The following is a 26922-nucleotide window of genomic DNA, read 5'->3' as shown; positions in this document are numbered from 1 at the left end:
TTCAACAGGCTAAAAAAACATAGATCTTACGTGGAAATTATGTTAAATTAATCTTAAAAAATAAAATTAGGCGTTAATTTAATTATTTTTTAAACATTTAAAATTAAGCAATTTAAATACAATTATCTCATTTATTTATTGAAGTAGTATTCCTTTTGCATCTTTTCTTAAAATTCAATTATGTAAAAAAATACTATTACTAAATCTATAATTACTATTTTTACACAGTCTAAATAAGAATAGTTGCTTTGTTTTTTTCAAATTAAGCAATTGATAATTCACCAATGAGAAATACCAACACTTACAGTTCTATACCAAAAATGATTATTACAGGTTTTATTTTGTTACAATGTAGCTTAATACAATCGCAAACGAATTCGATAAAAGGATCGGTTTATCATTCAGAAGATCCATTATCAAAAGCAATGATAATATTAGAGCCGGGTGGAAAAATCGCAACATCGGGCAGCAATGGTTCTTTTTCATTTTCCGGATTAGCAAACGGAAAGTATACTATAACAGTCACTAACATGGGATTTAAAGATTACATACAAGAGATTATTCTGGACGGACATGCCGCTAAACCTCTTCATATCAAGATGGAAGCTGGTATTGACCTAAAAGAAGTAAGCGTAGTAGGCCGTGTTGCTAAGAATAATCCCGAAAACCTGGTCAACGCACAATACAGCGCCATGCCTGTTACCATAATTGACCGAAAAACGATAGAATTAATGGGCAGCAGAAGACTTGATGAAGTATTAAAAGAACAAACCGGGATTGCTGTCGTCAATAATATAAGCGGCGGTGCGAGATCAGTAGGCGTACAAATGCAGGGGTTTGGCAGTGAATACATCATGGTGCTCATAGACGGGCAGCCTATGGTGGGGAGAAATAACGGAAATTTTGATCTTTCCCGAATTAGTGTTTCAAATATTGAACGCATCGAGATTATCAAAGGCGCTTCGTCAAGTCTCTATGGCAGCGAAGCTCTTGGCGGTACTATTAATATTATTACAAGACATGGAGTTATCGATCCGCAAATGCAGGCTTCTTTAAGCTACGGATCGCTGAATATTATAGACGCTACACTCGAAGGAGAAACACCATTTTTACAAAACAAAGGAACCGCAAATCTTGCTGCTAATTATTACAGAACAGACGGTTACAATACAAATTCGAAATATATAAAAGGAAATACATCTCCGCCGTACGATAATTACAGTTTACAAGGAAGATCCCGTTATCAAATCAATGAAAAAAGCTTTCTTAATTTAAGCGGACGTTATGGTTTGCGCCGTTCTTTTATGCAGAAGGATTTTGGTTTGGGTCATATTTCCGGTGATAATCAGGACGAACAGGATCTTAACCTTTCTGTTTCTTTCGATCATCGTTTTAATAGCAATCTCAGAAGCATCACCAGATATTATCTTACCTACTACACTGCAGATATGAGTGTTGCCTGGCAGCAAACCAATAATGCTGTAAGTCAGGATGTTTTTAAACAAACACTCCACCGATTTGAACAGCAATTTTCGTACAGTAATAACAATTCATATCAGCTTGTTGGAGGCGTTGGCGGAAGCCTAGAAAACATGAATGACAACGCACTAAACAATGTAAATTCATTAGAAAATTTCTTTTCTTTTATTCAGGGCGAATGGACACCTTTTCAGAAATTAAAAGCTGTTGGCGGATTGCGCTACGACCATACCAATAATTTTGGAGGAAGACTGAATCCAAGTTTTGGATTGCAGTATTTCATGACTCCCAAAATAACTTTTAAGGCCGGAATTGGTACAGGTTTTAAAGCTCCTGATTTCAAAACCAACTACTTAGTGTTTTACAATTCCAGCAGCAACTATCTGGTTATTGGTAATGCAGTCCTCGCTCCTACTCTACAGCAAATGCAACAAGACGGACAGATAAGTGAAATTAGGCAATACGTACTTAATCAAACCGCCGGAAATCTTCAGGCTGAAAAAAGCACATCTTACAATGCAGGATTAATTCTGGAGCCTTCTAAAAAATTTAAAATCGAAGGAAATGTATTTTATCATAAAATAACCAATCAAATCAACAGCATACAAGTTGCTACAGGTACAAACAACAGGATTATCTACACCTATCAAAATCTTCCTGAAGCCGTGAACAAAGGCTTTGAAATTGGCATCAAATACAGTCCACTAAAAAATCTGGAAATAAGTACAGGATATCAATACTTAATTGCGAAAGACCTTAGCGTAAAAGACAGTATCAGTGCAGGAAAATGGCCTTATAGTCAAAACATACATCATCCCGCCACAGGAAACTCTTATAAGCCGCGTCCATCTGATTATTGGGGAATTGAAAATCGTTCCCGTCATATGGCAAACGCAGCTGTTTTTTACAATTATACTCCCTGGAAACTTAATGCCAATGTAAGGGTAAACTTTAGGGGCAAATATCCGTTTGGAGATCGCAACGGAAATCAATTCATCGATAAGTACGATATTTTTGTAAAAGAATATTGGCTTACCAATGCCAGTCTGGAAAAACGCTTGCTAAAAGACCATCTCAGCATCAGATTTACTGCAGATAATATTTTCAATTATACCGATCCGCTAATGCCCGGACAGCCCGGAAGAATTCTTCTGGCCGGCGTAAGTTACCGATTCTTTAAAGATCAATAAAATAATAAACATTAATACTTTCTAAATGATAACAAACAAAACCGTTAAAAAATACAGCGCACTGCTACTACTTTTTACAGTAACATTTTTCAGCTCGTGCAGCAGTAATGAAGAAGATACAACTGCTTCTCTGGCAGATGGTAAAAGTACAGTAATCACAGATCTTGCTGGAGATACCGGAGCTTCTATGGGTGGCGGTACAGATGGCAAAGAACAAAGAAGCTTTCATACTTTTCTTTTCCGTTTTAGTGATCAAAAACAAATATGGCTTCACACAAAAGCGGATTCTTTGCAATATATGAAAACATCCAACTGGGATTTGGCTTTTACGGGGCCTTATAATAGTGAAGTTTTTGTAAATAATGCAAAATACCAATACAATCCCGGTTTTGGCGGTCCAGCCGAAAAAACAGCTGTGATTCTGGTTAATGAAGATTATAAAAATGTAAGCCAGGCTCCTTCTGATGCCAATTTTGATAGCAGCGAAGTGACCAAAATAGGCTGGGCATCATCTGAAAGTTCTGCTGGCTGGTTTTATTACAGTTTAAGCAGTCATATTATGCAGTCGATTCCAAATCGTACCTATGCAATAAGACTTCCGAATGGGAAATATGCCAAACTGCAGCTCATAAATGCTTATAAAGGCAATCCGCCTGCTGTAACTGACCTTAACTGGCCAGCGCCTTATTTTACCTTTAAATATTATGTTCAAAATGACGGAAGCAAAAATTTAAACACAAACTAATTATTCGATGAAAAAAATTAAAACCATAATTAAAGCAATACCACAAATACTTTTGCCGCTTTTGCTCCTTGCTGTACTACTAACAGCATGCTCATCAGATGATAAACCCGCAGATTCAGAAAACGGTGGTGAAAATCCCGGAACAGAGGTACCCGATAACGGCTTGTTTTATAAAGTAATACATGTAAAAAATTATCAGGGAAGCACTTCTGATGACAATCCTACTGCTCCATCGGCAACGCTCTATTACAGTCTTGAAGAAAACAAAGCTGTGGAAGGTTCTTATAAAAAAACAAAAAAATGGGACTTAGCATTTGGCGGACTTTACGCCAGTTTTTTATCTGGAAATAACGGCAGCAATACACAAAATAACGGTTCTCTTGCAGGCGGTGTGGGAGGAATTACAATTGTCGCCAAACATTTTAATGATGTAGTTGATATTCCGGCCGACAATCAGTTCAAAACAGGTATCGACCTTATCGGTACAGATGATGCAGGTTCTTTTGGTAACGGAACCGGATGGTACTTATACGATTTTGGAGGTGAAGTGGTAACTGATGGCACTAATCCTCAGAAAGCGCACGTAGCTTATGCGCTTGGAGAATCTCTTAAAATTGCGAACGGAACTGTGATTCCGGCCAGAACAGTTATCCTAAAAACGGCTAACGGAAATTACGCCAAAATTAAAATGATTTCTGTTTACAGAGATGTATACACTTCTGCCGAGTGGTTTAAGGATACTCCGCATATGTACTACACTTTTGACTATGTAATGGTTCCTAAAGGAAGTACCAAATTTGAAATTAAATAACTCTATCCTAATTAACATGACTATTAAAATTACCCAATTAAAAACAATGTCATTTTTTACTGCTTTCATCTTATTTAGTCTCTTAACTTCGTGTGATAATGAAGAAGACAGATGGACAGATGTAAAAGGAGAAACCATTAAAGAAGTTGTTACAGACCTTGATGCAAAACGCATTCTATCTTTTAAAGTCACAAATCCGGGCGAAAGCCAGGCTTTATACAGTGCTGTAGATAACGTAAAAAAAACGATTACCGTTTATCTGCCCTCTTTTTACGAATATCAATATCTGGAAACTGCTATAACATTACCGGAAAAAACTACAATTTCTCCCGTTGCCACAGAGTTACTACCCGTATTTAGTAAAACTCCCGTAACCTATACTACAAAAGCCTCAGATGGAACAACTGCTGTATATACCGTTAAAATTGTGATACAACAGCCGGAAATAATTTTAAAAGAATTGTCTACCGAAACTGAGATTTTTAACATTCAGGCAGGATCTTCTCTCACCGTAAAAGGAGAAAACTTCGTACCGTCTTATGAAGTAACAAAGTTATTTATTGTAGATGCACAAGGAAACAAAAAATTCCAGTTGAAACAATATAATGATGGAGTCGATATTGCAAGTTTTTATATTATGTACTCATTTCCTACAATAGAAAACGGCCTTCAGACCGATACTGATTATTGGCTGCTGATGGAAAGCTATAATGTTTCTAAAACAATGAAATATCCTTTCAGGATCACCAATTAAATAAGAAATTAAAAAAATGCCTGTCTTCGCTGCCAGGGTAATGAAATAAGCCACTTAATCTATTTAATATAAAAAATTATGAAAAAATTAATTTTATCAATTGTAGCATTGGCTGCTATTTCAATGACATCTTGTAGCAATGACGAACAAACTGTTGATTCACAAGCACAAGCAAAAGAACAAGAAGGATCAAGCAATCTAACAAAAAAAGCTTTACTTGATCTTTGTACTGTAACTGCAACCTCTGTAACTGTAAACAGATGGCAGGCTCCATCCTCTGTTGATGCCAACTGGACTCCGGTTGCTGCGACAATTGGAGGTGTAAATGTACAATGGGAAGGAATTTACGGTGCCTCTGTACGTCCTGTAGGCAATACGGGAAAATGGTATGTAGGTACAATAGACCTAAGTTCAACTTGTGATGAGTGGGGAACCTGGAAAACGGCGGTTGCTGTAAAAAATGCAGCAGCTAATCTTGGTACCGCTCCAACAGACAAATACAATGTATTAGGATATAACGGTACTATATCAGGAACAAGTTACGGTTTAGGATATTATTCATACAATATCACAACGCATGTTATGACTCCTTCTAAAGCGATTGTAATCTGGAAAACAAACTCAGGAACAGATGCTACATCTGTAACAAGTCCTTCATCAGCTACAGAAGCTTATTTGGTTAAAGTAACAAGTGTTACTCCAGGTACTTCAAGCAGTACAATAAACTATAACTGGACAAAAGTATTATAATTAATAACGCGTAAAAAAGAACATGGGATCATGAAATGTTTAAAGGTTAGTTGCAGCAAAGCTGACCGGCGATCTCTGCATATTACCCCTATCCTATCATTCCCCCATGACTATCAAACGGCCTTATAAATTACCGTAAGCATCGAAAGTACAGGCATTTTAAAAAATAAAAGCAAGCCAATCAATGAGCTGCAAAACTAATAAATAAAATCTTTTAAAAATTAAATAACCCATACAATCATGGATAAAAGCAACAAAACCGGTATATTTTTACATACCGCTATACTACTTTTCTTATCAACACTCTTTTTTTCCTGTGATACAGAATATGTTGATAAAATCAATGACATTCCAGGTGATGTAATTAAAGTTCCCGGATACACCCAAATCGAATCATTTACTTTTAAGGATACCGAAAATAATGCTATTAATGGATCCCTTACTGATGATGCTATCATCATTACCTGGAGCAGTTATATGGCATTGCCTGAAACCATTAAACCCGAGATTATTCTTGGTACAGAAGCAACTATTAGTCCCGCATCAGGCGCACAAGTTCCTTTTAAATATGGTACTGTATATACTGTTACTTCAAAAGCAGGCACTACAAAAAAATATACCATCAAAATAGATATTAGACAAAAAGAGCCTAAAAGCTGGACATATAATACTGGAGATTTTTTATACAAAGGTTTTATGCAAAGAATGACCAATAATGAGTCGGCAACCGGCGTAGATAATTTATGGTTAAGTCTTAAAGATACCAAAGTATATTTTGTAGATGCTACTGATAAAAAAACAGAATACACCGCAGAAATAGTTTATCTGGGAGTTGGAGACGGCGGATTATTTCCCGATTATGGAGTGTACTACTTTCTTCCTGACAATATGCCTGCGGGAAAATATGATATGCGTATTAAGAATGGTGCGTACATACTGCAAAACACAAGTGTAGATAACAGGTTTAAAGTTGAGGTTGCAGAACCTGATTATTTTTCCGCTGAAAGATATGGTACTCCAATCGAGAAACAAGCTGGTGAAACCTTTGAAATTCGAGGTGGAATGATGAATACCATAACAGCTGCAGTTCTTTATAATAACAAAGCTAAAACTTTAATTTATCCTGTCGAAATTGTAAGTCTAACTCCCTACAGAGCTGTGTTAAAAGTACCATCAGGAATTCCTGCAGGAATATATGACAGAATTAGATTTACCACCAATGATGGTTCTTCAGTTTTAAATTATAGTGTAACTATTAAGTAATATTTTTTTTGAAAAGAATAAAGCCTTTAGATCAATCATTTCTAAAGGCTTTTTTTTCAACTTTCTCAACACTTGGAATTTGTTTTTTTATTGGAATTTTTACCCAATTTCCTTCTTCCATTATTATTATTATTATTATTCTTTTACATCCTAATCCTGAATCGCTTAAGTTTTAAAAGTAGTTTTCTGAAGTTCTTCCAAAGATTTTCCCTTGGTTTCCGGCATCATAAAAATCACGAAAAGCAATTGAAATACCATCATTACAGCAAAAATCAAAAATACAGTTCCGGCTCCAATCGTCGAGAATAAAAAAGGAATCATGGATGGAATAATAGCTGCCAGAATCCAATGTACTGATGAACCAAATGCCTGGCCGCTGGCACGTAAATGATTGGGGAAAATCTCTGAGATAAAAACCCAAATTACAGCACCTTGTCCTATGGCATGCGAAGCAATAAATAAGAATAAAAAAACAGGTACCTGCATGCCTTCCCATTTTAGAAAAAAAGCAATAGAGACCAATCCCAGAGAAATAATATAGCCAACAGATCCAATATACATTAGCACTTTTCGACCCAAAACGTCAATTAAAAAAACACCAATAAGTGTAAATATTAAATTAGTTACACCAATACCCACACTACTAATTAAGGCTGCACTTTGTTCTAAGCCAGCTTCTGCAAAAATCCTTGGCGCATAATATAAAAATGCATTAATTCCTGAAAACTGATTAAATACTGCGATTAAAAAAGCCAGCATTAATGGATATCTGTATTTTTTCAAAAATATAGTCTCTTTCTTTAAATCCTTATTATCTTCCTGACCAATATGGAGTTCCTGCATTAAATCTTCAATACGGGCTGTAGTGTCAATTTTTTGTAAAATCGTTTTGGCTTCATCAATTCTTGATTTAGAAAGTAACCATCTTGGACTTTCCGGAATCGTAAAAACAATTACCGTATAAAAAAAAGCAGGAAAAGCCATTATACCAATCATCCATCGCCAGGCATTTTCTCCTGCATCCCGCAATAAATAATTGGACAAAAAAGCCATCAAAATTCCCAAAACAATATTAAACTGATATAGCGAAACCAATCTTCCTCTATCTTTTGCAGGCGCAATTTCTGAAACATAAGCCGGTGCCGCGATAGTCGATGCGCCAATTCCTAATCCGCCTAAAAATCTAAAAAAGGCAAAAGTCCAGGGATCGTTTGCCAAAGAGGAACCAATTGCCGAAACCAAAAATAAAATTCCAATCCAGATAAGGGTCTTTTTTCTTCCTAATACATTGGTAGGAATACCTCCAAAAATAGCTCCTGCCACAGTTCCCCATAAAGCCATAGCCATTACAACAGAACCGTGAAAAACATCCGAAGTATGCCATAATTCCTGTAATCTGGTATCGGCACCAGAAATTACAACGGTATCAAAACCAAATAAAAATCCAGCCAATGCGGCCGTAACAGACCATAATAATATTTTGTTCATAGTGGTATTTATTACTTTAATAATATAAACTTTATTTGCAGATTATTGGTTGTAAAAATAAATGACAGAACTTGCCTTTATATAGAAAGAGCCAACTAATTTCAAAATTCAAAACAATTACTAAAACGTTTTACTAAATTACAAATATATACCTTTTCAGTATTCAAAAAGGAACAAAATGATATTTTAGAAAAACAATACCCGCAATATAATAGAGCAATAAAATTTAAATATGTATTATTACCTTTAAAAAACGAAGATTAATAAAAATTTTTAAGATATGTTTCTAATAAACTGGTAGGCAAAGTTAAAATACGCTAAAACGATTTAGTATGTTTGTAATAATTTATAATTTCTAAACCAAAACTATTGCTAATTATCAAAAACCACATGTATGTTTCATTTATTAATTAAAAATCAAAGTATTAAAATTCTAATTTTACTGTTGCTGATCTTTAGTCAAAATTCAGTTTTTGCTTTTCAAAAATTAGAACAAAATCTATCTGCACAGGATACTGCAAAAGTGCCTAAAGAAATTGAAGATCCTGAAAACATTGGCATTAATAAAGAACCTGCTCATGCTACCTTAATGCCTTATGCTTCGCTAAAAGAAGCGTTGACAGCAAACAGATATGCGTCTACTTTTAGTAAAAGTTTAAACGGAATGTGGAAATTTAATTGGGTCGACTGGCCTCAAAAACGTCCTGTAAACTTTTACAAAACAGATTATGATGTATCGCAATGGAAGGAAATAAAAGTACCATCGAACTGGCAAATCGAAGGTTATGGTACGCCGTATTACAGCAATTACAATTATATTTTTCAGAAAGACTTTCCTAAAGTTATGAGTACGCCGCCTGAAAAATTTACTGCTTTTCACGAAAGAAATCCTGTTGGTAGTTATCGCCGTGATTTTACGGTTCCGGAAAACTGGAAAGGAAGACGCATTTTAATCACTTTTGATGGGGTTGATGCGGGGTTCTTTATTTGGGTAAACGGAAAAAAAGTAGGTTACGGAGTAAACAGCAGAAATGCAGCCGAATTTGATCTGACCAAATATCTTATTCCCGGCAAAAACACACTGGCTGTAGAAGTCTACCGTTTTACAACGGGAAGTTATTTAGAAGATCAGGACATGTGGCGTTTAAGCGGTATTTTTAGAAACGTAACGCTATGGAGCACTCCGCAACAACATATTAGAGATTATTTTATAAAAACGAATCTCGATAAAAATTACAAAGACGCGCAAGTTATCGTTACGGCCAAAGTAAAAAATTATGGTAAAACGGTAACAAAAGCCCGTACTATAGAAGCAACTCTTTACGACGGAAATGATTTTGTTGGCGCTATAGGAAAAAAAATAGTTCCGGCTTTAAAACCGGGTCAGGAAATTACTGTTGATGTAAGCTTTAATGTTTTTAATCCTAAAAAATGGACTGCTGAAACTCCTCATCTTTACACGACTGTAATTGATTTGAAACAAGGCAAAAATAGTATCGAAAAACTGTCTTCTAAAACAGGTTTTAGAAAAATTGAAATCAAAGGAAGATTGTTTACTGTAAATGGTGTTGCGATAAAACTGAAAGGAGTCAATCGCCACGAAAACTGGCCAGACGATGGTCACGCTATTACAGAAGAACAAATGATAAAAGATATACTTTTAATCAAGCAAGCCAACTGCAATCATGTGAGAACAAGTCATTATTCTAATGATCCCCGATGGTATGAGCTATGCGATGAGTACGGTCTTTATTTAGTTGCCGAGGCCAATGTTGAATGTCACGGCGCTATGAATGAATTTAATGATGAACCCCGTATGAAAGCGGCTATTGTAGACCGAAATGTAGCAAATACGGAAAACTTTAAAAATCATCCTTCGGTTTTAATCTGGTCTTTAGGAAATGAAAACGGAACCGGCGGCGTGAATTTTAGGGAGGCATTAGAAACAATCAAAAAAATAGATCCTACCCGTCCAACGCATTACGAAGGTTTTGGTATTGCATTAAATAATCCTGCAGATATTGACAGCCAGATGTACACGGATGTTTTTAATCTGGAAAAACATGCTAAAGATCAAAGCTTAACCAAACCCTTTTATTTATGTGAATATGCTCATGCCATGTTCAACTCTATGGGATCTGTAGATATCTATAATGACTTATTTGATCAATATCCTGCGCTGCTTGGTGGTGCAATCTGGGAATGGCAGGATCAGGGAATTTACAACAATCGCGATCCTAAACATCCTATAACAGCTTTTGGAGGTGGTTTTGGTGAATATCCTAATGATCAATATTTCATTCACAAAGGTGTTGTATTCTCTGACCGAACTTTAAAGCCACATTATCCGGAATTAAAACATGCCTATCAATGGATTACAATTTCAGATAAAGACAGTAAAAATGGTGTTTTCACTATCAAAAACCGTTATGAAACCAAAAATTTAAATAGCCTTGATGCAAAATGGGAATTAACGCAAGATGGTGATTTAAGAGCTTCGGGCGATTTAAAAACTGGTTCTGTAAATCCTGGTGAAGAGAAAGAGATCAAGATACCTTTTGATATTTTGTATAAACCGGGCTCTGAATATTTCTTACGAATTTCGTTTGCTCTTGCAGAGGATGAATTATGGGCAAAAAAAGGATACGAAGTGGCCTCTCAGCAATTTGAACTTCCGGTAAATATTCCGCCAATTTCACAACATATTGCCGAAGGAAACTTATCTGTAAAGAACAATAGAAATACCGTTCAGCTTATTGGTAACAATTTTAAAATTGAATTTGACAAGAATAAAGGAACGTTTTCTAAAATTGAAAAAAATGGTAATAATATTTTGCAGGAAAACGGAGGTCCGCTTTTGCATTTATGGCGTGCACCGCACAGGAAAGATGATATGTGGGCTTATGAAAATTGGGAGAAATATGGCTTGAAATCGATCAAATGGGTAACAAGTGACATCAAAACTCAAAAAATATCCGGTGGCAGTTATGAGATTAAAGCAACATTAACCGGAACAGGAAAAGAAAACTTTAAGGTTGTACATCGTATTTTTTACACCATTAACGGAAATGGTACTATTAAAGTAACAAATGATATTAGTTTTAATGATCCAAAATTAATTTTAGCCCGAATTGGTGTTCGAATGTTTTTAAATAAAGAATTAGATCAATTTGATTACCTGGGACGCGGACCAATGGAAAACTATCCGGACCGAAAAAGTGGTTTTGATGTTGGTCATTATTACAGCACTGTAAAAGAACAGATGACGCCCTACGAAAAACCTATGGAATCCGGAAATCATGAAGATGTACGATGGGCAAATATAAAATCTCAAAGCGGTTTAGGGCTTACCGTTAAACAAGGAGACGATTTACTGCAAGTTGCCGCATTGCCGTATAGCGATGAAGAAATGGAAAATGTAGAATACAAAATAGATTTACCACAAAGTAAAGGAACTGTATTGTGCATTTCGCATAAAACGCTGGGAGTTGGTTCCTGGGGATGTGGCCCAAAACCATTAGAACAATATATAGTGTATGCAAAAGCTACTTCATTTAACTATGAAATCGATTTGAATTCGAAGTAAGAATCCACTCTTTCACAATCGAAAAAATAAAAAGCATTAGTAAATTATAGGTTTACTAATGCTTTTTTATTTTAATAGAATTAATTTTTTAGGATCAACATAGAAAATTTCATACTCACTATTTTTTTTTACCGCAGAGAACACAAATCTTTGCGAACTTTGCCTTTTTACAAAACTTAAAATATCAAAAAAAACTTTGCGCTCTTTGCGGTAAAAAAATTAACCGCAGAGAACACAAAGGTTTTTCGCAGCGTTCACTAAGGTTATTCTGTGTTTACGCAATCTAAGGACACAAAGCCTTGTGAACTTTGCCTTTTTACAAAAACTTAGCATATCAAAAAAACTTTGCGCTCTTTGCGGTAAAAAAATTAACCGCAGAGAACACAAAGGTTTTTCACAGAGTTCACTAAGGTGTATGTTGTGTTCACAAAATAAGCACACAGAGCTTTGTGAACTTTGTGTTTTTATTAAATTATATATTTCAAAAAACTTTGCGTTCTCTGTGGTAAAATCTCAAAGTAATCTCAAAGTAATCTCAAAGCTTTGCGAACTTTGCCTTTTTTAAAAACTTAGCATATCAAAAAAAACTTTGCGCTCTTTGCGGTAAATCTTAGCGCTCTTTGCTGTAAAAATCACTCTTCAGTAATTTTAAAAGAATAAGATCCAGATTTAAGCTGAATCACTTTAAATAATCCTTCTTTACTGACATTAATATCCTTTGCATTACAAGTGAAATTACTGTTCTTTTCTAAATAGAAACTAGCAGTAGCATTTGGCGGAACCACTACTTCGTAAAATACTTTTTTGTTTTCTCTTTTCCAGTTCGACACTATTTTCCCGTAAGGAGATGTATGTTCTGATTCGAAATAAGTAAGGTCTTTTACAAAATTGGGTTTTAAAATTATATGCTTAAAACCTGGCAAATTTTCGTCAAGAAAAATACCGCCCAATCCTTTGTACATCCACGCTCCTATTTCTCCAAACATAATATGATTCATCGAAGCGTCATTTTTTTCAACATTCAAAGGCCAGTTTTCAAACAAGGTAGTAGCCCCATTTTTGATCCAGTATCCCCAGGAGGGAAAATCTTCCTGAGAAGCAATTTTATAAGCAGCATCAGCATAGCCATTTTCGCTTAATGCATTCAATAAAGACTTCGTTCCTAATAAACCAACATCAAGATGAAAATTAGTTTCCTGTACTTTTTTGTACAAATTATCGGCTACTTTTTGTTTGTACGCATCAGGAACTAATCCCCAATATAATGGGCCGGACAATTCTGTTTGGGTACCGCTGCAATACAAATAGGTGCTTTTATTAAAAAATTGTTCATTGAATACACTTTTAATTTTTTCTGCCAATTTAAAATAGTGCTCGGCCTCGTTGGTGTTTCCTAACAGTTTTGCGGTCTTGGCTAAAATTAAAACATCTGCATAATAATACATTGTAGAAGTAAGCGGTTTCGAACTGGTGCTTTTTACAGGAACCCAATCGCCTAATCCCCAATCTGTAATACCGGTTGGATATTTCTTATCAATTAAATCTACATACTTTTTTATATTGGGATACATTTTGGTCAGCAAACGGGCATCGCCATAAAACTCGTATATTTTCCACGGAATAATCGCTATAGAACTCGTCCAGTCAGGGCCGGTTGCAAATTCATAGCCAAATGCTCCGGGGTTTGGAACAATATTAGAAATTCCTCCATCGGATTGTTGCTCGTCCTGATGATCGGCGAGCCATTTTTCGTAAATGGTAATTGCGTCAAAATTATACAATCCCGTTTCTATATTCGTGTGCGCGTCGCCTGTCCAGCCGTTTTTTTCGCGTTGCGGGCAATCTGTTGGATAACCAAATAAATTCGCGAGATAACTACTATTTGTGGCCTCCCATATTTTATTAAAAACCTGATTCGAAGTTTTAATTTTCCCCATGGCAGGCACATCGCTGTGCATTTCAAGCGCAACAAGATTATGATGATCTAGTGCAAAAGGCCGGCTTGAAGTTACTTCTACATATTGAAATCCTTTGTAATTAAATTTTGGAGAAAAACTTTCTTTATCATTTCCTTTTGCAATAAAAATATCGGTCTGAAAAGGATCAGTATTGTCAGTCGGTCTGTAATGCAAATCGATATTAGAAAGATCGACCATTCCGTTTTTGTACAAACGTTCTGCGTGTTTTATTCTGAAAATAGTTCCGGAAACTGCATTTTTGATCGAAAGGCTCACTGTTCCGGCAATATTTCTAGGGAAAGTAAAAACCGATAAAGTGTCATTTATTCTGTTTACTTTCGTTGGTTTTAAATGTGCCGTAACCCGAATTGGATGTAATTGCTGTGACACTAATTTTGATGATGGCGATTGTACAATTATGGCTTTATTCCAGTTGCTATCGTTAAAATCAGGTTTGTTCCAGTCGCTAATTTCTTTGCGCGCATCATAATGTTCACCAGTGTAAATGCTATTAAAGATTACAGGACTATCAGCCGTTTTCCATGTTTCATCTGTAACTATTGTTTCGGTAGTATTATCAGAATAAGTAATTCTGATATTGACCAGACAACGAGGACGATTTCTCCAAATTGTTTTATCAAAATGCCAAACTGCAGTCGATTGGTGGTTGTACCAGCCGTTTCCTAACAAAATACCAAATGCATTTTTCCCGTTTTGCAGCTGCTTTGTAATATCTAGCGTTGCATACAAATTTCTACTGTCGAATTTAGTAAACATAGGATCCAGCATTCGGTCTCCTGCCTTTTTTCCATTCACATAAAATTCATATAATCCGCCTGCCGTAATATAAGCACGAGCCGTTTTTATCGTTTTTGCTGTTGTAATTTCTTTCCTGAAATAAGGAGCCGGTTTGTAATTCATATCATGAGAATCGGATATCCAACTGCCTTTCCAATCGCTCGATTGCAGCATCGCCGTTTCACAACGCTGAATTTTTGAAATCTGCATTTTATTTTTTCCGTCCCAAATTTTTACTCTCCAGAAATAAGTGGTAAAAGATTTCAGAGCTAGTCCGTTATAAGGAATTAAAATAGCATCAGATGCTACTTTTCCGGTATTCCAGACAAATCCTTCGCGTTTTTTAAAAGCAATCGAATCTGTTGCAATTTCTATTTGATAGGCTGTTTGTACTACATTATGTCCGCTGCCACTTAATTGCCACGAAAGTCTTGGCTGAGGTACATCAATTCCTAACGGATTAACCAAATGTTCGCACTTGAGATTTACAGGAGTTTGAGAATAACCCGCGAAACTCATTAGCAGAAAAAGGAAAAACGGATATATTGTTTTAGTAAATGTTTTATGCTGTATTATCATTAGATTTTCTTTTTTTAATAGTTGCATTGGTTTTAATATTATTAAAGAATCGCCAATTTTCAAGTATCAATTTCCTGACTAGCCTCCTGCTTTAGCTAGAGGTAATAATTAGCGCAATAATAGGCTTTAGCCAAATCACACGTTTTTGGCTAAAGCCATTGAGATTGATTTTATATAAACTCTAGCTAAAGCCAGAGCCTAGTCAAAAAAACTTAGGATATCTTCGAGAGATTTTTTCGACAATGTTTTCAAAATCCATTCAAGTTAAAACACAATCAATTATATTTTTTAAAGAATTGCGTTTTAAATTTCCTCTAAAACTGCTGCCCATCCTCCATTTTTAACCATTTTTATTTCGATGTTCGCAGCATTGGTAACTGTGAAATTCTTTTTTCTATAATCCATTGCCTGATATCCTGCGTTGATGCCGTCTTCGAATGAAGTGACTTTATATGATTTTCCGGCTTTTAAAAAGTCCAGATTTAATTTGAAATTCCTTTGCTTTTCGGTATTATTAGTGATTCCGCCAATAAACCATTTCGTGCCTTTTCTTTTAGCAACAATGGCATATTGTCCCGCTTTTGCTTCTAATGCTTTGGTTTCATCCCAGGTTGTAGGTACCGAAGTTATAAAATCAGTACATTCTTTCTCGCGATAGTAATTCGTAGGATTATCGGCCAGCATTTGCAAACCGCTTTCAAAAACCACAAACAAAGCAAGCTGATAAGCTCTTGTACCTATACTTGCAGAATTTGGTCTTTCGGATCTGTATACTTCGGGCTGCATGCTAATCATGGCACCGGGTGTATAATCCATTGGGCCAACTGCATTTCGCATAAAAGGAAGGTACAGACTGTTATCCGGTTTACAGCCGTCCATTTGTTCCATTCCTCTTACTCCTTCGTACGATATTACATTAGGATATTTGTATTCTAATCCTGCAGGTTTAAACGCGCCGTGAAAATCTACCAATATTTGATGTTTTGCTGCTTCTTTGGCTACATTTTCATAATAGTTGACCATTACCTGATCACTGCGATCCATGAAATCAATTTTTACGCCTGCAATTCCCCATTCCTTAAAGGTTTTGAAAACGCCCCTATTTTTATCGACCGTAAGCCATGTAAGCCATAATACGATACCCACATTTTTTTCTTTACCATATTTGATCAATTCATGAACATTGACATTTGGATTTGGTGAATAAGGATCTTCTGTGCTATTGGCCCAGCCTTCATCCATAATGATATATTTTATTCCAAATTTTGAAGCAAAGTCGATATAATATTTATAAGTATCCAAATTATAACCTGATACAAAGTTCACATCCGGGCCATAAGGTGTAGCGCCGTTCCACCATTCCCAGCTGGCTTGCCCGGGTTTTATCCAAGCGGTTTCTTTTAGTTCACTTTTTGGAGCCAGTTTCAGGGTCATCGTATTTTCTATAAGCTGTTTGTCCTCTTTGGTAATGACGAAATAACGCCACGGAAAACTTCTTGTTCCTTTGGTTTTTGCTATATAATTGGCTTCTTTGAGGATTTTAAGGCTTCGGTCTCCGTCGGGACCAAATTCTAAAGGCGTTTTAGGAAACGCAGCTGTAATTCCTTTTCCTGTTCCTTTCAAAAACAAACAAGGATAATCAGAAAGATCAGATTCGCTAATTAATATTTTGTATTGCTTTTTTGAATCGACTAAAACAGGAAGTACAGCCATTTTATCAGCAGGTTTCCAATCTTTGACCGCTGTTAGCGAATAGACTTCTTCATAAGCGGTTTTAAAACTTCCCGGCTGTTGTAAATGCAATAGATAATCCTCTGGAAAATTAACCGAGAAATCTTCATTGATTACTTCAATTTCGCCTTTTTTAGCCGTTATGAATCGGTATGCAATTCCATCATCAAAAGCACGAAATTCTACTGCGTAATCTCCTTTAAAATTTAATACTAAATAATTATAGTTATTGGATACTGATGAAAATTTTAACGGAACAATTGGTTTAATTTCTTCCTTTACTTTTCCTGTTTTGCTTCCTGTTACTTTAGGATTTAGCCCTAAGGTTTCATTTTTCAGAATTAATGCCAAATGATTATTTGATGCTAATTCTTCGTTATTAAAGTTTACTGAATAATAAATTTTATCTTCTAAAGCAATCGAAGCTTTTATTGCTCCGTTGGGCGAAAGGAGTTCAAACTTTTTTTGGGAATAACCGTGGTAAAATCCCAATACAAAAAACAGGCAAATCAATACTTTAATTGTTTTCATTTCAAATCGGTTTTATATAAATAACGTCCCAAAAAAAGGGACGCTACTTTAATTTATACTATACAATACATTCTTATTATTTGGTTATCACTTGTATTTCACCACCATTCGTAAACAAATCGTGCGAAACGAAATAGCCGTCGATCTTGGCGCCGTTTACTTTTATTGTCTCCAGATTTCTTTTACCATTCGGATTTTTGATCGTTACTTTTTTGCCTGCAGGTGTTGCCCATGCTACTTCTTTAAAAATAGGAACAGTTACAATATATTCGGGATCGGCAGGAGATAACGGGTAAAGTCCCAGTGCACCAAACACGTACCAGGACGACATTTCGCCCGCATCATCCATACCGGACATGGCCAGTTTTTCAGGCCCAATTCCGTACATTGTTTCTAATATTTCGTCTATTCTTTTTTGTGATTTTTCAGGTTTATTTACAAAATAATACGAAAACGGAGCTTCGTGATCCGGTTGGTTACCATGACAATATTGCCCAATAAAACCTGATATATTCCAGGCAATATAATTTGGATTCCATGGTTTTGTAAAAAATTCATCGAGTTTGTCTTCAAAAGGTTTTGCTCCTCCGTACAGTTTTACCAAGCCAGGCATATCCTGTGGTGCAAAAAATGATAACTGCCAGGCATTTGCTTCACGATACATGTATTCATAATACGGAAACTCAGGGTTAAACGGCGTTACCCATTTGCCATCTGCCAATTTACCTCTCATAAAACTGGTCGATTTATCAAATACATTTGCATAATTTTTAGAACGTTTTACCAGATCATTATAATGTTCTGTATCGTTTAATTCTTTGGCCAATAATGCCAATGCATGGTCATCATAGGCATATTCTAAAGTTTTAGTTACTCCTGCATTCCCTTTGGTTTCGACTACAGGATTTTTTATATCCTGTTCCGGAACATATCCTTTTGCAATATATTCTGCAATGTGAGGTCTTGTACCGCCTTCTTTATACGCATTATTTAATAGTAACTCGTATGCTTTTTTAACATCATATTTTCTGATGCCCCTCATATAAGAACCTGCAATAAAAGAGGCTGCATGATCTCCGTGAAAAAATGTTGGCATAAAACCTTTAATTTCTCCTTCGTTGATCATCGAACTGATAATATCGCTGGTTTCATCCGGCGAAAAAATGCTTAACAAAACCAGTTTATTTCTGTAATCATCCCATAATGAAGGAAGTGTGTAATAATGATAGTTTTCTTTTCGAACTTTTCCCGCTTCATCTGTAAATTGTCCGTTGACGTCACTTCGTAAAGCCGGCCATAAAAAGGATCTGTACAACATACTGTAAAACATTACATTTTGCTGGTCGTTTCCTCCTTTTACCTGAATTTTAGAAAGCAGGTTTTCCCATTTTGTGCTTCCTTCTTCAAAAACTTTGTTGAGGTTTTTATCTCCTACTTCTGCTTTCAGATCTTCGATTGCATTCTCTACACTCACAAAAGACAAGGCTATTTTTACCGTTACCGGTTTTGTATCTCCGTCTTTTATATTTACCAAAGTATATCCGCCACTTTTAGCAATATCTTTGGTATCTAATTTTTCAATCGCACTGCTTAATGTTGCATAAAAATATATTTTTTCGCCTCCTGTTCTTTGAAAACCGCTTACTGCATTGTTGCCTTCCTGCTTGATTTGCCAATCGTCTACATGATTATTAGCTTTGCCCAGATCAAAAAGTACTTTTCGGCCTTTGTTGTTTTTAAAAGTATATTCGTGTATTCCGCAACGCAATGTCGAACTTAATTTTACCTGTACATTATAGTCTTTTAAATATACTTCGTAATAAGCAGGACTTGCTTTTTCCTGATCATGGCTAAAAGATGATTTGTAGGGAAATGCTGCGCCGTCAGGTACGGGTAAAAGCGGAATATGACAAAGGTTCCAATGTCCTTTATTGGTATGGGTAAATCCTAAAATTGATGTGTCCTCGTACTCATATCCTGCACCGGATCTGTACTTTGTCATAGGACTTAATTGTACCATTGCATTAGGTACAGATGAGCCCGGAAAAACCAATCCTGCCCAAACACGCATATCTGCGGGTGGTGTATAACCTATTATTTTGGTATCTAATAAAGGTGCAGTACCAATAAACGGATTTACCAAAGCTGTATATTTTCCTTTTGCAAGTCCGCCACCGGATTTCTGTGCCGCCGCATTAAAGCCAAAAATGGACATAGAAAGGGCTGCAAGAACGATATTCTTGTTGAATTTTATCATTTTATAAAGAATTAAAACGTGTTACAAATAGCTATAGTTCCAGTAATTTTGGATGTTTTTGGTACGTATCCCACAATAATTCACCAAACAATGTATTGGTCCATGCAAACCATGATCTTGTGAAATTTTTAGCGTCGTCTTTATGAAAAGATTCGTGCATAAAACCGGTGTCTCCATGCGATGCTTTCAACATTTTGATACATTGTTTTATTTCATTTTGATCCGATGTTGTGTAAGCTCTCATTACTAATGACATTGGCCAAATCATATCCATCCCAACGTGCGGTCCTCCAACACCTTCGGCAACTTTTCCTTTAAAGAAAAACGGATTATCTTCTGATAGTACAAACTTTCTGGTGTTTTGATACGTTGGATCATTCACATCGATAGCATCTAAATAAGGTAAGCTCAGTAAACTTGGCACATTGGAATCATCCATAAGTAAATGACCGCCAAAACCATCAACTTCAAAAGCAAAAATGTTTCCGTATTTAGGATGTTTCACCACGGCGTGTTGTTGTATTGCCTGCTCTACTTCGTTACCCAAAGCTCTTAATTCTTTTGCTGTAGCGCTGTCTTTTTTAATGGTTTCCAACATTTCTGCAGCCTGTTTCATACTTGCTACAATAAAAAAGTTGGACGGAATTAAGAAAGAAAAAACCGTTGCATCATCACTTGGCCTAAAAGCCGAACACACTAAACCAACTGGTTTAACCGGATATCCGTACCCTTTTAATGGTCTTGTATCTGTAGCAAATTGTGTGGTTCTTTGAAATGTGTAAGGATTGTGACCGTCTTTTTGCTGTTGGTCTTTGAATACTTTTAAAGTTGCTTTAATTGCTTTTACCCAATTTTCATCAAACGGAGAAGTGTCTCCGGTATTTTTCCAATAATTATAAGCCAGTCTTATTGGGTAGCACAATGAATCTATTTCGTATTTTCTTTCGTGAACTCCGGGTTTCATATCGGTATGATCTGTTGTCCACTCTCCTTTTTTGTTGGGATCGTTGTAAAACGCATTCGCATACGGATCTTTCAATATATATTCTGTTTGCCTGTTGATCACACCTGCAATCAGGTTTTTTAGTTTTGTATCTTTTCCGGCAAAAGCCATGTAAGGCCATACCTGGGCAGAACTGTCTCGAAGCCACATGGCATCAATATCTCCCGTGATTACATAGGTATCCGGTCTTCCGTTTTTTTGTGAATAGGTTACGGTAGTATCAAGCGTATTGGGAAAACAGTTGTTGAACAGCCATCCTAATTCTTTATCTTTTACATTCTTTTGAAATTCGGTTATCGTTTTTTCTATGAAATCACTTTCAAAATTTCTTTTTCCTTTTGCAACCCTTACAATAGGGAAATCTTTTACCATTTTAGTTCCTGCAATTATTTCCATAGGATCGATAAGGGCTAAACTGCCGAATAAAGCAGCATTCTGGATAAATTTTCTTCTTTGCATTGTTGTATGTTTTTAAATTATAGGGAGATATCTTTTTTATTCGTTTGTTAATGAGTACGGAGCGTCTTCTTTTTCAGTTCCTCTTTTAAGGTCCGGTGTTGTCGACATATCAAAATCTAATGTTGCACCGTTCATCAATTCAGAATGACTGATCCAGTTTTTTGAATACGTTTTTCCATTCCATTTCATCTCTTTAATATATCTGCTTGTATCGCTGTTGTCCGGAGCATTAATTTCTACTTTATTTCCGTTCTCCAGTTCAATTGTTACTTTTTTGAACAATGGAGCTCCTACAACATATTGGTCTGAGGCCGGAGTAACCGGATAAAAACCTAAAGCAGAAAATACATACCAGGCCGAAGTTTGTCCGTTATCTTCATCACCGCAATAACCATCCGGTGTTGCATGATACATTCTGTTCATGGTTTCTCTTACCCAATATTGTGCTTTCCAAGGTTCTGCCGCATAATTATAAAGATAAATCATATGCTGAATTGGCTGGTTTCCGTGTGCATATTGTCCCATATTGGCAATTTGCATTTCCCTCATTTCGTGAATTACTCCTCCGGTGAAATTTGAAGTGGCAAAAATTGGAGGCGACGAAAACACTTTATCCAATTGTGAAACAAATGACTGATTGCCTCCCATTAAATCAATTAAACCTTGGATATCGTGAAAAACAGACCATGAATAATGCCAGCTGTTTCCTTCGGTAAATCCGTTGAACCATTGAAAAGGATCAAAAGGTTCCATGAATTTTCCGTCACTGTTTTTTGGGTGCATTAATTTGTATTTCGGGTCAAAAAGGTTTTTATAATTTAAGCTTCTCTTTTTATATAAATCAATTTCTGACTGCGGTTTGTTTAAAGCTTTCGCCAATTGGTAAATCGCAAAATCATCGTAAGCATATTCTAATGTTCTGGCGGCACTTTCGTTTACAATATCGTGCGGTACATAACCTAATGTATTGTATGAATCTGCTGCTGCACGACCTACTGCTTTTAGCGGTCCGGCGTTATTAGCGCCATGAATCACCGCTTTGTATAAATTTTCGATATCGTATTTATTTCCTTTTCCGCTTTTTAAATACGCTTCGGACACAATTGATGCTGAATTATTCCCCACCATAATATCTCGTAATCCCGGGCTGGACCATTCCGGTAACCATCCGCTTTCATTGAATGCATTCGAAAGTCCTTCCTGCATTTGCGCATTCAATTCCGGATACATTAAATTTAAAAAAGGATATAAAGCTCTAAAAGTATCCCAGAAACCAGTATCTACGAACATATAACCCGGCAAAACTTTTCCGTTGTAAGGACTGTAATGAACCGGTTTTTTATTCTTGTCGAACTCAAAAAACTTTCTCGGAAAAAGAAGCGATCTGTACAAACAGGAATAAAAAGTTCCCATTTGGTCGTTTGTTCCGCCTTCTACTTTTATACGGCTTAATTCTTTGTTCCAGGTTTCTTTTCCTTTTTCTTTCAATTCATCAAAGTTGGCTTTTCCTATTTCTTTGAGATTTCTTTCTGCTTGTTCATAGCTTATAAATGACGACGCTACCTGAGCGTTTACTTGTTCGCCTGCTTTTGTTTTAAAGCCAATTACCGCGCCGGCGTGATCTGCCTGCATTTCAAGTGCATTTCCTAAAATATCTCCGTTGAAGGTTGAATTTAACTTCAATTCTTTATCGAAAATGATCACAAAATAGTTTTTGAAATTAAGCGGAACGCCACCACTGTTTTTAGTGGTATAACCGATAATTTTTCTTTCAGAAGGAATTATTTTCACGTAAGACCCTTTATCAAAAGCATCAATAACAATGTACGCTTTATCTGTTTCGGGAAATGTAAATCTAAATCTCGCGGCTCTTTCTGTGGGGGTAATTTCGGTTGTAACGTTATGATCTGCCAGATAAACACTGTAATAATAAGGCGTAACAGTTTCTGCTTTATGAGAAAACCAGCTTTGTCTTTCTTCTTCTTTAAATTTTAATTCACCAGTAACCGGCATAATCGAAAACTGACCGTAATCGTTCATCCACGGCGAAGGCTGATGGGTTTGTTTGAAACCTTTTATTCTGTTTGATTTATATGTATACGCCCAGCCATCTCCCATTTTGCCTGTTTGAGGTGTCCAGAAATTCATTCCCCACGGCATTGCAATCGCGGGATAGGTGTTTCCGTTTGAGATGCCGTAATCAGAATCTGTACCTACTAAAGGATTTACCCATTCTACAGGAAGTTTAGTTTCGCAAACAGCTACACTTTGTGCATTAGTAGGCACGAATGAGAAGAATGTGAATAAACTAAAAACTATTTTATGTTTATTTTTTACCACAACTTAATTATTAATAGCGTTAATTACTTCTTTATTTATTTTACTAACCTCAGAAAAATTCATTTTATCCACTTTACGATCGTAGGTCATAAAACCGTTTACTTCGCCTTCAACATCAGTAGTCTGAGTATAAACAGCTGCTGAAAAACCTACTTTGGATAATTTTATTAACTGATCTGCATATTCTTTGTATTTGGCTGTGGTTTCGTCATTATTTTTAAACTGTGTATATCCCCAGTTTTTATCTGTTTGCCATAAATGTCCTGTAACCGGAAGACCAATTCCTCCGTATTCTCCTAACACTGTAACCCTGCGTGCATCATACAATTTTAAGTTAGGTTCAGGATAATGGTGAATGTCTAACATATCCCCTGTTTGAAAATGGTTTCCTCCACTTGATGAATTCACCAATCTGCTTGGGTCATGATTTTGCGTCCATTCTGTAATTTCAACTGTTTTAAATTGTCCCCAGGCTTCATTAAAAGGAACCCAAACTACGATACTTGGATACGAATATAAATGATCCATAATCTCTCTCCATTCTTTTTTGTATGTCGCCTCAGATTGTGCTGTTCTTTTTAGTTCTGTCCCTTCAAAATATTTATGCATTTGCCAGATTGGGCCATCATCTCCGTTTGGCATATCCTGCCATACTAAAAATCCCATTCTGTCGCAATGTGTGTACCATCTTGCCGGTTCAACCTTTACGTGCTTACGAATCATATTAAAACCTAATTCCTTTGTTCTTACAAGGTCATATTTTAAAGCTTCGTCTGTTGGCGCAGTATACAATCCGTCAGGCCACCATCCCTGATCAAGCGGACCAAACTGAAAGCAATCTTTATTATTCAACTGAATTCTCACAATCCCTTTATCATCTCTTTTTGAAGAAATTTTACGCATTGCAAAATAGCTTTTTACTTCGTCTGTTACTTTGCCACTGCTAATTAATTTTACTTTAATATCATATAAAAATGGTGTATCAGGCGACCATAATTTTGGATTATTTACTACAATATCCAAAGACTGGCCTGCTACTCCTTTTTCTGATGCAATCGTTTTGATACCATCGAATACTGTAATTTCAACAATATCGCCTGGTGTACTTCCTTCAACTTCCGGAACGATAGTAATGGTGTTGCGATCTATATCCGGTGTGGTTCTTAAATTGGTAATGTATTTTTTACTTACCGGTTCTAACCAAACGGTCTGCCAGATTCCTGTTACCGGCGTGTACCAGATACTTTCAGGATTTTTAACTTGTTTTCCTCTTGGTTGTGTTCCGTCGTTTGTTGGGTCCCAAACTTTTACCACTAATTTTTGCGATTTTCCGTTTAAGAATGGTGTTATATTAAAAGTAAAAGGCGTAAATCCTCCTGTATGTGTTCCTACTTTTACATTGTTTATCCACACTTCTGTTTTCCAGTCTACTGCACCAAAATGCAATAAAATATCTTTACTTTTCCAGTTGCTGTCGATGGTGAAATTGGTTTCATACCATAATTCGTTTTCTGAACCTACTTTTTTCATTACCCCGGAAAGGCTTGATTCAACAGCAAAAGGAACGAGGATTTTTCCGTCGTAGCCTTTTGGCGCTGTTTGTCCTGCCGGTTGTATTGCGTAGTTCCATAAACCATTAAGATTTTTCCATTGACCTCTTTCCATTATCGGACGTGGATATTCAGGAAGTGTATTGTTGGGATCAACCTGCTCTGCCCATTTTGTTTTTATTTTATCGCCTTGTGGTTTCCATTGTGCAAAGGATACTAGACTTACAAAAAGAAAAAGTATAATTGTGATTTTATTCTTCATTATAATATTTTATTTTTTTTACAAATTTCCGGAAAGTACTTTATTGAATGATTATCATACTCTTACTTCGTGCTTTACATGCTATTTCTGTTAAACTGATAAACAGTATAAAACCTGAAGGCTGTTTATTTCCTTCAGGCATTACAAAAATTACTACTTAAACTACCACTAAATAATTAATCAAAATAACCATCTTTATCCAGCTTGGCTGCTGCTTCTATTAACATAACTCCGCTCAATTGCGTGGTTAAATCTACTTTTCCTCCCGCTGCAGGAGCTACTTTCCAGTTATTTCCTGAAAGCATTGCAGGTCTCAGGATTCCTTTTTTATAAAATGACTGCGCATTAAATTTCATAAATGCTGCAAAAGTTTCTTTATCCGTCGAATTGATCGTTGGCTGCTCTATTAGTTCTGTAAAATAACGTACCAAAATACCTTTGAATAATCCTCCGTCGCCCTGACCTTCATCTTTAAGAAGTCCTTCTGAAACTAATTTTGGATTAGTCAAAACGTTTCTTCCTGATTTTACCGCATCATCAAGATACGTCTGGTCGTTTGTAGCTTTGTACAATCTTAAACCGGCACCAATCCAGGTTCCCATATTATAAGTAAATACCCAGTCTTTATTGGTGGTCACGACTCCATTTACTTCTGCTATATTATCCCAAACTGCTCCTGAAACCGGATCTACCAAATTGTTTTTTTGCCATGCATAAATTTTCTTAGCCCAAACAAGATCATCAGCATCATTATCTATTTCATACAATCTCATCGCAAGGATTACTGCAGGACCGTTTGATACGGCATTTTTTTGTTTTGGAGAATCTTGTTTCCATGTAATACCTCCTCCAAAAACATCACTCCAGCTTAGCTTTAATCTTTCCCATAAAAAATCGGCAACATCTTTATATTCCTGATCGTTTGTTGCTTTGTAAGCACGAAGGCAGGAATTGGCCAGCCAAAGCATATCATCATTAAAAACATTGTTGTAGGTATTTCCGTTTTTTACTTTAATTCCCTGAACCAATGCTTTCATTTTGGTTTTGTAGTTTTCATTTCCGGTTCTTAAATAACCGTCTGTAAGAACGTCAAGAACGTGAGCATTTGGCCAGTAATGAAATGTACTGTTTCCTGTGTTGTTTTCTACGAAAGTTCCGTTAGATCCCAAATAATTATTATAGGTCGAAAGCTGTAAAGAATCGGCTGTTTGTGCCCATGTATATTTAAATTCAGGACCGGTTGTGGTATTAGGATCACGCAACGGAACTGCATCATCATCACATGAAGTAGTCAATAACCCTAATCCTATTACACAAAGTAACATGATGTTATAACGTGTTGAAAATAATTTTTTCATAATATATTTCATTTAATAAAACGTCTCTTA

Annotated in this window: 15 protein-coding genes; 7 read left to right on the top strand and 8 right to left on the bottom strand. The window is 36.0% G+C overall.

Annotation, left to right across the window (positions count from 1 at the left end; translation table 11 throughout):
- Positions 1-284: 284 nt before the first annotated feature.
- The 6 genes from FLP_RS05120 to FLP_RS05095 all read left to right on the top strand — a co-directional run bounded on the left by FLP_RS05120 (position 285) and on the right by FLP_RS05095 (position 6992).
- Entirely contained in the window at positions 285-2669 is a 2385-nt protein-coding gene (locus FLP_RS05120; RefSeq protein WP_083195795.1) for a TonB-dependent receptor plug domain-containing protein, read from the top strand.
- A 25-nt stretch (positions 2670-2694) separates the two neighbouring features.
- Entirely contained in the window at positions 2695-3414 is a 720-nt protein-coding gene (locus tag FLP_RS05115; protein ID WP_065448448.1) for an HmuY family protein, read from the top strand.
- 7 nt (positions 3415-3421) lie between these two features.
- Positions 3422-4225 carry an HmuY family protein gene (locus tag FLP_RS05110; protein WP_065448447.1) on the top strand — a complete coding sequence of 268 codons (804 nt, stop codon included), beginning with the start codon at positions 3422-3424 and terminating at the stop codon, positions 4223-4225.
- A gap of 46 nt (positions 4226-4271) precedes the next feature.
- Entirely contained in the window at positions 4272-4979 is a 708-nt protein-coding gene (locus FLP_RS05105) for a DUF5018 domain-containing protein (protein WP_123921646.1), read from the top strand.
- 78 nt (positions 4980-5057) lie between these two features.
- Positions 5058-5729, top strand: coding sequence for a hypothetical protein (locus FLP_RS05100; protein ID WP_065448445.1), 672 nt, complete (start codon positions 5058-5060; stop codon positions 5727-5729).
- 240 nt (positions 5730-5969) lie between these two features.
- A complete protein-coding gene (locus tag FLP_RS05095) occupies positions 5970-6992 on the top strand; it encodes a hypothetical protein (RefSeq protein WP_065448444.1) in 1023 nt (340 codons plus the stop codon).
- 165 nt (positions 6993-7157) lie between these two features.
- On the opposite strand, the gene FLP_RS05090 is transcribed toward FLP_RS05095, so the two are convergent.
- Complete coding sequence (locus tag FLP_RS05090; protein WP_065448443.1) at positions 7158-8480, bottom strand: sugar porter family MFS transporter; 1323 nt, start codon at positions 8478-8480, stop codon at positions 7158-7160.
- Between the two features lie 394 nt (positions 8481-8874).
- Between FLP_RS05090 and FLP_RS05085 the strand changes: the two genes are divergently transcribed.
- Positions 8875-12066: a glycoside hydrolase family 2 TIM barrel-domain containing protein gene (locus FLP_RS05085; RefSeq protein ID WP_083195794.1), complete on the top strand. Its 3192-nt coding sequence runs from the start codon at positions 8875-8877 to the stop codon at positions 12064-12066.
- A 632-nt stretch (positions 12067-12698) separates the two neighbouring features.
- Here FLP_RS05085 and FLP_RS05080 read toward each other — a convergent pair.
- The 7 genes from FLP_RS05080 to FLP_RS05050 form a co-directional block, all read right to left on the bottom strand.
- Positions 12699-15401, bottom strand: coding sequence for an alpha-L-rhamnosidase (locus FLP_RS05080; protein ID WP_065448522.1), 2703 nt, complete (start codon positions 15399-15401; stop codon positions 12699-12701).
- Positions 15402-15704: 303 nt separating this feature from the next.
- Positions 15705-17663 (bottom strand): glycoside hydrolase family 97 protein, encoded by a 1959-nt coding sequence (locus FLP_RS05075; RefSeq protein WP_065448442.1) that lies wholly within the window; start codon positions 17661-17663, stop codon positions 15705-15707.
- A gap of 76 nt (positions 17664-17739) precedes the next feature.
- Entirely contained in the window at positions 17740-19920 is a 2181-nt protein-coding gene (locus FLP_RS05070) for a GH92 family glycosyl hydrolase (RefSeq protein WP_065448441.1), read from the bottom strand.
- Between the two features lie 31 nt (positions 19921-19951).
- Positions 19952-21382 carry a glycoside hydrolase family 125 protein gene (locus FLP_RS05065; protein WP_065448440.1) on the bottom strand — a complete coding sequence of 477 codons (1431 nt, stop codon included), beginning with the start codon at positions 21380-21382 and terminating at the stop codon, positions 19952-19954.
- 36 nt (positions 21383-21418) lie between these two features.
- Positions 21419-23722, bottom strand: coding sequence for a GH92 family glycosyl hydrolase (locus tag FLP_RS05060; RefSeq protein ID WP_065448439.1), 2304 nt, complete (start codon positions 23720-23722; stop codon positions 21419-21421).
- A gap of 3 nt (positions 23723-23725) precedes the next feature.
- The gene (locus tag FLP_RS05055) at positions 23726-25534 is read right to left on the bottom strand and encodes a glycoside hydrolase family 2 protein (protein ID WP_089477430.1); all 1809 of its coding nucleotides are present in this window, start codon (positions 25532-25534) and stop codon (positions 23726-23728) included.
- Between the two features lie 176 nt (positions 25535-25710).
- The gene (locus FLP_RS05050; RefSeq protein WP_065448521.1) at positions 25711-26892 is read right to left on the bottom strand and encodes a glycoside hydrolase family 76 protein; all 1182 of its coding nucleotides are present in this window, start codon (positions 26890-26892) and stop codon (positions 25711-25713) included.
- Positions 26893-26922 lie beyond the last annotated feature (30 nt).

The sequence above is a fragment of the Flavobacterium piscis genome (assembly GCF_001686925.1).
In the GTDB taxonomy this organism is placed as follows: domain Bacteria; phylum Bacteroidota; class Bacteroidia; order Flavobacteriales; family Flavobacteriaceae; genus Flavobacterium; species Flavobacterium piscis.
Note: the sequence above shows the minus strand (reverse complement) of the source record. Positions and strands in the feature narration are given on the sequence as shown.